This window comes from Elusimicrobiota bacterium (genome assembly GCA_016788905.1).
Taxonomy (GTDB): domain Bacteria; phylum Elusimicrobiota; class Elusimicrobia; order FEN-1173; family FEN-1173; genus JADKHR01.
The window spans coordinates 59094-71858 of the sequence record JAEURZ010000012.1; the positions used below are offsets into that span (position 1 = coordinate 59094).

Consider the following 12765-nt stretch of genomic DNA (forward strand, 5'->3'; position numbering starts at 1 on the left):
TTAGGCCGCCCGGCTGACCACTTTAATCTTTTCCAGGGCCTTCTTGATGTCTTCCACCGCTGTTTTGATCCCAATCATGGCCTCCGCCAAGAGGTTCTTCCAAAGTTCTTTCTGGCCCGTCAAGACGCGGACGCCCGCGGGCGCTTGACCCAAGAGCCCCATCAAGAGCGCACCAACCTTATTGAAATCAATGGCCCCATAAGATTCCCCCGCCAACGGCGTGACCGCCACTCCCACCTCGTCAGAGGACATCACGGTAAATAAGGGCAATCCCTGCTCTCCTTTCATGGCGAGACGGGCGCTCAACACCCCAGGCATTCCACCGTTCAAGTTATCCACCACCACAACATTCAATGGGGATTCCGGTGAATTTTGGTTCCATTCACCCGAGAGCTGGGTCATTCTCCCAAGGATCTCCTCGTTGACAGTCTCGGCCGAACTTAACAGTTCACTGGCGGCCACCAAGAGAACCCGCACGTTGGGGAGGTTCGCCAGATCACGCAGGGACGCCGCCATCTTCACATCAGCATCCCGCAGGGTTTCCCAATTCAGTCGTGTGGAAGATTCCCCCACAGCCATCCGGCTGGCGATCAGGGCCGTCAGTTGATAGCCCAACCAGAGGCGCACAGGCGTCACGTCCGCCCCCGCCTTCCCATGGAAAGCCTTGATTTCTTCCAGGAAACCCAACAGGCTCAAGCGGGCCATATCTTTTGGCATACTCCGCTGGACCAGGGATTCCACCATCGTTTCGCCAGTCTTGGCCAACGATTGCCCCTCTCCAGAGAGGACCGCATGGGCCATCTCATGGGCGACCGCCGTCAACACCGCATCCCGATTCCCTCCCTGAACATGAATCACATAGGAAGATTTTCCTCCCTCGATAAAGGCCAAGGGAACCTTTCCAAACGCGGGGGTCCGAACCGACTTTTGATAGGCCTGAAGATAATCCATCCGGTCATGGAGGACCACGGTCACATTTGGCCGATTTGCAGAGGGAATACCTTCGGACGTCAGCATCAGATTCAGCATTCGTTCTGCGGCAACGTTTAACGAAGAATGGGTTAAGGTTAGACCAGGGGCCCCCAAGCTGTTCAGCGTTTGGCGGGAAAGGGAAACACCCTTCAACCCCGCGATTTCCCGTTCGAGGCTCGCCAACAACTCGTCATCGCTGGTTTCAATCCCCATCTCATTGAGGTAACCGGTCAAACGGGCATCCACCAGAATGGCCGAGAGAGCGGGGTCCAACCGTGCCAATTCCGGCGCCAGGACATGCATGAACGCCAGGCTCCGGGCGCGGAGATCCTTCTGCTCGTTCCACATCCGGGATCCTGCCCGGGCGGTTGCCACGGCTTGTTCCACCTGGGCGATCCGTTTTAATAATACATCCAACGGTAACCCCAGATCGTCTAGCGTGGCTTCCTTTGGAAGCACAGTAGCCAACGCCACCGCGTTCGCCACCGACAGGGGGAGAGGCACCGTTTTAGCCCCAAAGGTCACATGGCCTTCAATATTGACTCCTTGGCGCAGAGCCCGGAGCACAGCCGCCCCCACAGACTCTGTTCCAACAATTTCAAATTTCCCTTGGGGCGTAACCTGGGCCTGCTCAACAACGTTCCCCATCACCCGATAGAAAGCGACGGAGGTCCCTTCAGGATTGGTGACCCAGTCAAAGGAAGGTTTCCCCAACGCCCCCACATTTCCATTGATTCGCCGGTTCATCATCAAATCGGGCAAGCTATAGGGTGGCGTGTTGGGAAGAACATGAACTTCCGTATGCACGTGACCAACCCCTCCGGCGCCCAACCGGCTCATTTCACTGGCCATGACCGATAACCCACCCCCTGCCGTCGGCTGACCAGGGAGAAGGATGGCTTGACCAGCACGAACCCCAACAAGGGTTTCAGAACCCATTCCAGGGATCCCCGTGCGAACAACCCCAGCGGTCTCCACCGCGCCCTGGGCCGCCGTTGGGGCACCCGCCATCCCCACCGCCGCCAGGAGAACAACCACCGCCTTTTTCAACCCACCACCAAACCCCAGTTCCTCCCCCTCTTCGCGCCTCGCCCAAACATCAACCCCTTTCGCCACGACCACCGCTGAGACAAACCCAACGACGACAGCCAAAGCAAAACCCAACATAGGGGCCACAACAAGCCCCGTGAGCGCCCCAGAAACCAGCCCCACCTGCATCGATTGAACCGCAAACCCACTGGCTCGATGAACCGTTTGCTTTTTGACTGTTTTTTCTCCAGAAGTGGTTGGATCCCTCTTTTTATCAATTTGATCAACCACGTCACTTCCCTTTTCCAAAGGTTTTACGCGCGAAAGGCGTTCAAGCATCGCCCAAGCGGAACCGACGATCTCAGATCTCACATTTGCCAAAGTTTGAAGTAAGCTATATTTAACTTCTGATCCACTAGAATTAATGGTCCGTATTTTTAGTTGAACGAATATCCCTTTAACAGATTTCTCCGTATTCCTTACAGCTAAAGCTTTTGGAGATGCACTTAGACGAGTACCATTTTCTTTGTCGTATTGTTCAATTCGAGACACAACGGTTTGCAAACGTTTATCAACTTCTCTAAACTCGCGATCTAGACGATCCACTTTCTCAGCATCCCCGTACGAAGTCCTTAGCTCATCTTGAATTCTATTGTATTCATTCTGCAATTCATCTAATTCTTCCATAAATTCATCCAATTCATCTTTGTCAAATAACGAAGAAGCCTCAATTTTCTCAACGGCTCGTTCTTTTACAGAAGACACTCCCGCTACAGGTTCGTTGCCAATCCACGCGGGCTCACCGGCCGATCGCGCCGAAGGGGAAAACTCCACTTTTTGCCCAGCCGCTTCGGCTGAGGGTCGGAGCTCATAACCGCCTATCCCGTCGGTCAATTCACCAACCGCTCGAGCCTCCAGCTGAGCATCCAACACAACCGGCTGTGCCGACACGACATTCTTCTTCTCCCGCGCAGGCACCCCAGGCACACTAAACTCCGCACTCGTTCCCTTAGGAGCAACGGACAGGGGAAGCCCACGCCTTTCAAACAATCCGTCCGAACTGATATCGGACCATGGGGCTGACGTCTCTGCCTCCGCAGAGTCCTGAACGGAATCGCCCGCCTTGATCACGTGATGGGCGATACCTATTAACCGCAAGGCCCACATCGCCTGGGAAATCTCCCCACGGAAAGAGGCCACCTCAGTTTCTGCCTGTTTTAACTCGGCTAAAATTTTCTCTTTGTTCTTTTGTTGTTCAGGATCAAGCATCTTATTTTCGTCTCCCGAAACAGAAGGGGAAGACATCGCATCAAGTTGTTCCTGCAAGTCATTCATTCGTTTAACGGCCAAATTTCGGCTTAGGATATGACGATCTCTATCGTGTTCGTATTTGATTTGTTCCATAGCAAGATCGTTTGAGCTTTCCAAACCCATTTCCATAAAATGGCCCAAAACCCGAACGCTCTGAACAGCACCCAGTTGGTCAAGAGCGCCGTTATACTTGGTTTCGACACTCTGTTGATCAACATTTTCTTTTCCCAGCTCCACCTGAGCTTGAGACCGAAGAAGCCTTTCAGCCAATGTTTCCACCATCAATTGCATGGCAAAAGAGCCGGAAGTGGCTTCCCTTGGCTTTCCAGCCAATATGTTTTCGGCAAGGGATTCGGCTTTACTTGGGATCGAAGAATCCGCTCTTATTTCCGGCAATGTCTCTAAGACGATCGTCGTGATTTGATCCCCATGAAGATGTTCCCCATACCGCTTTGTGCTTTGGCCAATAAACTCGAGGAACGTCCCCTCATCCGCTGACGTCAGATCTTGATATTCCTGGGCATCGCGGATTAAACCGATCCGAGCATTGACCACAGCCGGGGATTTCAAGAGAGTATCCATTGTCACGCTTCCTTTTTCCGCAGGAGAAAAATTAGCGATCATTTGTTCCGCCAGGGTGGTATCTTCTATTCCCCGTGCCAGTGCCGCCAAGTGGAAAATCGTTGCGGCTTGGATGTCGGTGTTGGTCGTGACGCTGTCCAGGTCAGCCAGAGTCCAATCGCCTTGGGCTTCCAGTTTCGACCATTCCGAAATGGCCCTTCGGTCTTCTCCCCACGTCCGCCCTTGGACCAGTGCGCGTGATTGACTTACAACAGCTAAGACAAGGGGAGAAACAAGCATCCCAGCCGCATTCAACAACGCCCCGATGCCGAAAATCAGATTAGAAGCTCCCATCGATGCCCCAGATATCACGGGCACCCCATAAGCTATGAATCCTTTGTCTTTCAGGGTAGCCATAAACCCATCTTTTTTAAACACCCGGGACAATGATTTAATTGTTTCCATTGGGGATTTGGCCCCAGGAGCAAAGGCGTTGATCACACCACCCACAGCAAGGACGGGAATCGCCAAGGCTAATCCGTGTGTCCCAACCAAAAACATCCCACCAACCGTCACGACATTTCCCACAACCTGAAATGCCTTTCCGAAACGCCCTTCGAGCACTTCATCGATTTTCGCGGCAAAGGCTTTGGGATCTTTCCCTTGCAACGGCACAAGGGTTTGAAGTTCCCGAAGTTTGGACCGTTCGATAAACCGCGGGGCTTCTTCTCCCAAGGTTTTTACCAGCTGAAGGGTTAAATTCCTCGCCTCAGAAAATGCACCGGCCTCCAGTGTGACCCCAGCCCGGCCCCGCACGCCCTCGAGCTCCATAACGTTTGGAATGGGATTCCCCATTCGAGAAGCCACATCGCCCAAGACATGGGCGGCCTGCTGCCCCGTGTTCGCCAACCGACCCGATTGCCCCGTGTTGCCGAGCGCCTCAGTGGCCGCCCACGCCACCGATCGGACACCCTCAACAAAAGGCATCACCCCTCGCGCCAACGTCTCCGTCATTGAAATGGGGAGAGTCCCCACCTCCGGATGGGCGTCCAATTGGGCCGCTTCCAAGAAGGCCCCTTCCAACCCGCGGTTCAGACCACGGGCATCCATCCGTTCCGCCAACCGACCCAAAATTTCGTTCAATCCCATCTGGTCACTGGAACGATTTTTTTCGAGAGAGTTACTGGTTTGGACCAACCATGATTGAGAAGCCACAAGTCCACCGAAAAGACTTCCCGCCAGGTCCATGCCCCGCCATTGAACCTCTTTGGCAAACCCTTCAAGGGCGCTAACAAACGCCCTCGCCCCTTCCGTCTGTTGGGCACGTGTAGGGACAGAACGGACAGCCGTGTTGAGGTAAGTGAGAATTCGGGCTTCCAGGACCGATTGAACCCGAACGTCCAGCCCCATATCTTTCAACCCAATCAGCAAGTCCGCCGTATTCCCCAGCACGCCCCAACGGGCGGCGTTATCCGCCCCGGGAGTGTTGTCCCATTGGGAAGTCCCCTGGGTCAAGGCATTCACCATTTGATGCATCTGACCCAAGTTATTCTCGGTTCCGATGGACGTAAACGCTTCCCGCGCAAAGAGGGCCAGCTCGGCCCCACGTCCAGCCTTGACCAGGTTTTCAGATTGCCGACCAATGGCCTCCACAACCGATTCACCATTAAAGAAATTAACGCTCGGCCCCGACAGCAACTGAGCCGCAGTCCAAAGGGTGTCCGCCACCTCCGACAAACCGTTGCTTTGTTCATCGCCCAATTGATTGGCCAGGTCCAACAAGGCCGATTCCACACGGGCGACATTGATGGTGGGAACCTGCCGAATTTGCACTTCAGCCGAATCAAGGATCGCGGTCACCAAGGCCGCGTTGACGATTTTCTGGGAATCATTGCCCGCCTGTCGCAGCAAGGAGGAAGGAATGGTTACCCCCGCCTCGCTCGCCGCACTGAGGAATGTCGCCTGGCTGGTCACACCCGCCGCATACTGTTCCACGGAGAACATGAGGGACGCGTGACTATCGTTCGTGGAGAAACGATTCAATCCGGCGGAAGCGCGTAAACCACCTTTCCCCACAACGTCTCCCATTTCCTGAAGAACCTCAGACGCTTGGTGGGGGAGGGACGTGGCCAGCATCTCAATCGGCTTTTCTTTCAAGCCCTCTTCAAAAGTAAACCGCTGAAAAAACCCCATCTTCCCCTTGGCCCAAACGCCCCCTACCAAAAACTCAAACTTATTAATATATTTAATAAAAGGGCCAAAGAAGGGAACATTCTGCAAGAGCGGGCCCACCACCGGCCGAGCAAAACCGACCATCGCACCAAACGCCCACATCATGGGATCGGTGGCGGTTTGGAGCGCTGTCACAGCCGTTCCACTCAGAGCTTTTTCCCACCCCTCGGCACTGAAATTCGGGATATTGATAAGCCCACCGAACAACACCTTGGCATCCCCACCGACAATCGTGTTCGCAATTCCCCCCACACCAAAAGCAAGGGTATTGAACGCCGTCACATCACGCACCGTTCGTTCCAATCCAACAATACCTGTACTGAACCCTTTTCCGATTTCGCGCCCCAACTTCATCCCCACCGAAAGAGGACCTCTCTCGCTGAGCAAAATCCCAAACTGCCTCAAATTGTTTCCTATTCCAGTTAATCCAGAAACTTCCGAGAGACCTATGAAAACTTGTTTCGTCCCCACAACCACCCCGCGTCCGATGGTCGCCGCATCTCGGAAAACGGCATACGGCTTTAGAAACAATTCGGTTACCACATTTTTTCCCACGCCCGAAAAGTTTTCTACCGAGGCAAAGACTTTCCCCCCACCGGATGAGTTCGCCGCGGGCCCCCTGAGGAAGGGAGCCAACACCACCAACGCCTGAAGAGCAGTGACCGTGCTGGGATTCAGTCCAAAGTCCACCCCCATTTTCGACATCAACATGGGGACCAACCCTTCCCAAGAAACGAACAAATTCGTTGGGTTACCCCACACCACAACGTTTAACAACACCTTCGGGAATGTAAAGAGACCCATGAAATTCTCAGCTTTTCCGAGCACCTTTCCGGACACCTGGAACAGGGCCGGAACGCCCCGAGCGAATGGATTGATGACCCAAACAACGGACTGAACAACAAGAGACCCACTGAACGACCGGCTCACCGCGGCCTTATTCACCGCCGTACTGGTGATCCCCACCCGCCGGAGAGCCCAGCCGCCTCCGGGACCAAAGAAGGTAGACAATTGCCGAAAGTTTTGAGCGCCAGTGAGTTGGGTCAATCGACCAACGACAGCCCCCGCCCCATCCGCCGTCACGTTCAAGAGCCCAAACCGGGCTGCCTCTTTAACATTATTAAGTCCCAGAGCCCGCATGGTGAACGCTTCGCCAAACACTTTGGAAAACATATTTCCCGAAATTTTAGCGGCCACCGCTTCTCCCACACCAGCGGCAATAACTTTTCCCTCCGAGTATCTAACCAAACTCCCCAACACTTTGTTAGCCAAGATCGCTTTGGTCGCCCCCACCATTTTGCTGATAGCCAACAGGGCCGGTCCAGGCAACACGAAGAGGCCCATGGTTGTCAAACCCGAACCGATCTCCCCCCGCGCAAACTGGGGCGCCGCCAAATGGCTTCCAATGGCGCCCAACGTGAGGTCCGTCATGGTCACCCGGGTGGCCGTGAGACTTGTCGTCGTGGCCACCGCACCGGCACTGGCGAACAGGCCTCGAACACCCAACGCCGGAATTACATTGAGTCCACTGGAAAAGAGAGTTAACCAACCACCCAAAGCACTGTCCGTGGATGAACCATGGAGCCCCAAATCCCAAAACGCTTCGTTCGCCAGGCGATCGTTGCCGCTCGATGTCCGGGTCACAGTAAAGCCTTCCAAAGGACTAAAGGTGACATCGTAGCTCGAGGTGGCGTAGGCCACCACCGAACCGACCACGGCCTTTAATGCTTGAGCGGGGCGATCGATAAAGTTGAAAAGGGCCTCTCCCATCAAAGAACTCGCTTTTTCCATAAATCCCCGGGTGTCAACCTGATCCGTTGTGCTAACTCCGCCAAACAAAGGACCACCAATCTCCCCATTTTTAAGGGATAACGTTGACCCCAGAATTGTTCCCGCATACTCCGTTCCCCCAAAATGGGCCGTTTCCCCCGTATGCAAACGGTCGGTCCGCTCAGCGGAAACCACGACCCGCCGCCCCTCACTTGTCCAGAGCTCAGCGCTCGTAATTTCAGTCTTGATAGCCCCATCAGACAAAACAGGCCCCAGATTGGCGGTCCCATTTATCTCCAGGGTTTTCGCGTTATACTCGATCAGCTCGGTCCGTCCCCCTCCCAACGATTTGGTTTGGGTGTAACTGATCGCTTCTCCCTCTCGGCTCACTTTTGCGCCGAACGTATTTTCCCGGTCAATTTTCATTTGACCGTTCTCGTTTTTATAGACTTCCAACCGATCTTGGCCATCCGCCATCCGAATCAGCCCTTCCAGTGACTCATAGTCCGATCCCATAGAAATGTAAGTCAGACGACCTGTTTGATTGCCCGGCGCTGGGACCTCATCTTTCACCATGACGGTGGCGATCAATTCAAGGCGTTTTTCACCCTTTTCATCACTGAACCGATTCCCTTCCCACGTCCGGTTTCCGTTTTTGTCAACACCGGCCTTAAATTCTTTCCCATTCTCCCGGGCCGATACGGCTTTATATTCCACCGTTCCGCCGTCAAGTTTATTGGCCTTCAGGTCCACCGCTCGCACCGTGGCGTCGGCCAAACGGGTGGCGGAAATGCGTAAATCACTATTACTCAACCGAATGACGGCGGTTTTAATCATCCCATCCGACGTAAAATCCATTGACACACGCTGTTCGCCGGCGCCCACGTGCGCCACAGCGGTAAGCCGTTCAGAAATTTTTTCCATGGCGCCCTCGGTCATGGGCGTATCTTTCAAAGGAGACCGGGCCAATAGGTTGGCCGTCTCGATTCCGGTCCCCACAACAATTCGCCCCTTCTCCTCCTTAAACGCAACACCTCGTTCTACGCTCACCACACGACTTTCTTTATCCGTATTCTCCATGTTCAGCCGAGCCAGGATTTGTATCCCGCCTTTCACTGTCCCTTGAACCGAAACTTGTTTCCCTTGAACCTCATCACCCATCCCAGCTCTTGCCACTAACGTGTATAAGGTTTCACCGGATTTATTGAGTCCCGTACGGGAGAGATCCACCTGGCCATCCCTTTTGACATCCAATTGATAGGAGGACGAAGTGGCGGTTCCCAAGGTGCCATCCAACTTAGCAAGCCGGGCGGGGCCACCCTCCAACGCCCCCCATTGCGCACGGGCCGCATTGGGCCCATCAGGATGAATGATTAGGGAGGTTTGGCGCAACCCTCCCTCGGCCCCCGCGATGGTCCGTGTGCCATCCGCTTGATAGGTGATGGTCTGATCCACCAACACACCCTTCATTTCAAACCCCGCCGTTTTGGCCAGAATGGTTGACCCGGCAACTTTGGGATAGACCTGAACCGTGTGCCAAGCGTCTCCCGCTTCTTCGCCCGCAATCACCAAAGCATCCACTTTGCCAACGGTTCCCGGACGCGCTTGATAATATTCGGTTTCTCCTGCTTTCCCGAAACCCATCAAGTTCTCACTCGCGCTTACCCATTCAGGAAGTTTCCCTCCTTCTCCCGCTCCCGCAGGAACTTTAATCCTATCTTCTCCCTGGAGATGGTACGTGACCCGGGTTTTCAGGTCCCCACCCTTTCCGTCCCATTCGAACCCTTTAATCAGGGCCCCCAGTTCCACCCCGTCAACCTGAGCCATCACAAGGTCTTTGACCTGGGACGGTTCGACCATGAACATTTCGCCTTTTCCAAGGAAAGAAACCCGAACATCCCGACCACCATTAGTCACCGTTCCATACCCCGCAAACCCGTTAAACACAGAGGAAACACGATCACCTGTTTTAACAGTATCGAAAAGCAATGCTGAAACGCTCGCGTCTTTAACAATTCCAAGACGATCCGAATCAAATCCTTCTAATAGGAGGGCTTTCCTCCCATCAGATGTATCCACCATGTAGTCCGTTACTTTGGAAATTTCAAATCGATTCCCCGCGGGAACGACAAGGTTTTGCCCAACAACAGCCACTAAGTCTCCATTCGTCACTTCCCCTAACGAAAGCAACCCGGTCTGCCGGTCTCTCGCAAACGTCGCTTCTAAACTTCCTCCGGAAGACTCCACCGACCCGGCCATGGCCACCACCCCTCCCACCAGGGCTTTGGAACCGATTTCGAGAGTCACATTGGACGAACTACGGAATTCCGCGTTGTAAAGGTCCCCAGCCGAGAAAGATTGGTTCGCCATCATCCCGATTCGGCTGACATTGAGAACAGCACCCCCACTACCCTTCAAAGACAACGTATTGATCCCGCGGCTACGGACCCCCGAACTATCACCCAGGGAAGGTTCCCGAAGAGGGTCCGTTCCCTTAAGGGTGACCGTCACCCACTTCGCTTCGGACTTACCATTGTCACCCGTTCCAAGATCCATCAACATCCGGACATTCGTCCCCGCGGGCAGTGTGTCAAAATAACCCAATTGATGGGTGTTGGAGTAACTTTCCAAGTGCCGGAAACTCAATCCGTTTTTCCCCATAACCGCGTATTGGCCGCTGGTGTATGTGGATCGGGAAACAATGCCGTCCTTTGTGATTCCATCGCGGAATTCCGAAACAAATGTCTCCTTAATGAATAACCTTCCCCCCTCCGAGAACACCTTCAATTCCGTTGTTTTCTTTTCCCCCAACAAATAAAGCTGAGTTCCGCTAGCCCCTCGAATTTCTCCACCCTTTACCCAGATCTTCACATTCCCCGTTTTCGACCCCAACATCGCTCCACCGGCACGGGCCAGTGACGTGAAAACCCGATCCATGGGTCCACGGGTGACCGCAATCTTTATCCCACCCACAGACTTCATGAAACCCGCCGCCGCGAGTGTCCCACCGCTAACGCGCAGGATTTTGTTTGAATTTTTATCCAAAAGTCCCTCGACTTGGCCCGACCGAGTCACAACACCAATGCCCAACGACACCCCTTTGCCGTCATGGATCGTCGCATACGAACTGCCGGCCCCGCCGAATCCCATGACCGCCCGAAGGGCCTTGAGCCCCCCAGCCAAGACAGAATCTCGACCTTTCGGTGTATTCTTGATCATCAACGCGATCAAAGATTTACCGTCCGACAATGGGGTCGTCACTTTAGAAATCGTGCTTTCCCATTGACTCCCTTTCTTGTTAAGAATACTGACGGACCAAACATCGGAACCTTTTCCACGAACAGCCGAAGCGAGATCCACAATCTTCCCAGTGGCGTATCCAAACGCTTCAACTATGTCGTATAAACCATCCGCGCCTTTCGTTGCGGCAAAACCTGTTCCATTCTTGGGTTCGACCCCAACCAAGACCTGGCGTCCTTCCCCATCTTTACCAACCGCTGTATACTTTCCGTCATCCGCCATAATTCGGGCAACACCAACCGCGTTTGTCTTTCCCAGTCCGTGGTTGAGTCCTTTGACGTCCCGATCTTCCTGTGTCTTTCCGTTCAATTCAATGATCTGACCCTTCAAGACAACCGCGCGAATATTATCCCCACCCGTGGCCCCAGCCACCCCCTCAAACAACCCCGTTTTGCCATCAGCCCGCTCTCCGCGAAGCGCGACTTTCATCTCTTTCGATTCTTTATCCACAACGCTAAACTCGAGGCCACTGGTAATTTGCCGATCGTTCGCCTCTCCATTAATTTTCCCAAGCGCCGAACCCGAAATGGCTCGACCATCAACATCGAGAGACAGTAAGGATTTTCCATCCGTCAAATAAACAACACCTTTGGGCTGTTCTCCCCCTTTCGTGGCGCTCCACTCCTGGACAACCACCTTGTTTCCGTTCGTGGTTTTACCCTCAGCGGCAAAGACCATCGGACCATCGGCTTTAGAGAGAGACACCATACCGTTCATCCCACCCTTCAACCCTTTTTCGGCCCCAACCTGATTCAACGTTGACACGTCACTCACCAGGGTAAGGAGACTTTCATTACTGTTTGATTGGATCAAGGTCGAGCCCTTCATGGTTTCGTCCAACTTGAAAGACGACACGTGAGAATCATTGATCAAGAAAACCTTTTCGCCTGTATCGCGGGAAAGAATATCCCCCGGAAGCGAACCTGATCCTGCCACTTTTTCAAAGTTATTTACGATGACCCGCGTTCCGTTCTCTGTTGTCGTTTTCCCAACAGTTTGCGAACCAACAAACAAGACATTAATGTCAGCTGATTTTATCCCTGGGGTCTCAGTAAGATGAAGGACAACTTTACCCGTCTCGGAAAGATTCACCAGCCGACCAAGCGCAACTTCAACCTGGGCCCCCTCCGAAAGAGTGTGCCCTGCAATCTTCACGCTTTCGCCTTGGGCAGCGAACAATTTCGCGCCTTCGCCCACCAGAGTGGGTTGCCCGTTCACCAGAGAGATAATGCCTCCGAACACATGGCCCGTTTTCGTTTCTGAAACGGTCCCTTCAGTGTGTACCCTAACGGATTCACCGGCCCCCCCCGCGCCTTTATCAATCGTGAGTTTACCAATGACCACATCGGCCAACCCAACCATGGCCAGCCCGCTTTGTCCCAGCACAAAAGTGGCTGGTGTTTTCCCATCGGCCCCGTTGGCCATCAAGATTCCTTCCTCGGCCACACCATCTTTATTTTGGAACGCCACAGCAACATCTTTCCCGCCATTCAATTGCCACCCTTCTTTGCCTGCCATCAATTCGGTCCCCGCAGGGATGACCATGGCTTGGTCTTTGCCCGTTTGGATATTGGCGTCTCCCTTAAGGGT

1 protein-coding gene (cut by a window edge) is annotated in these 12765 nt (G+C 53.8%); it reads right to left on the reverse strand.

Features of this window, described 5'->3' with window-relative positions:
- Positions 1–12765, reverse strand: partial view of a hypothetical protein gene (locus JNK54_06410; protein ID MBL8023897.1) — the 3' portion only. Its footprint extends 15144 nt past the window's final position; only the last 12765 of its 27909 coding nucleotides appear in the window; its start codon lies off the right edge, out of view; the stop codon is at positions 1–3.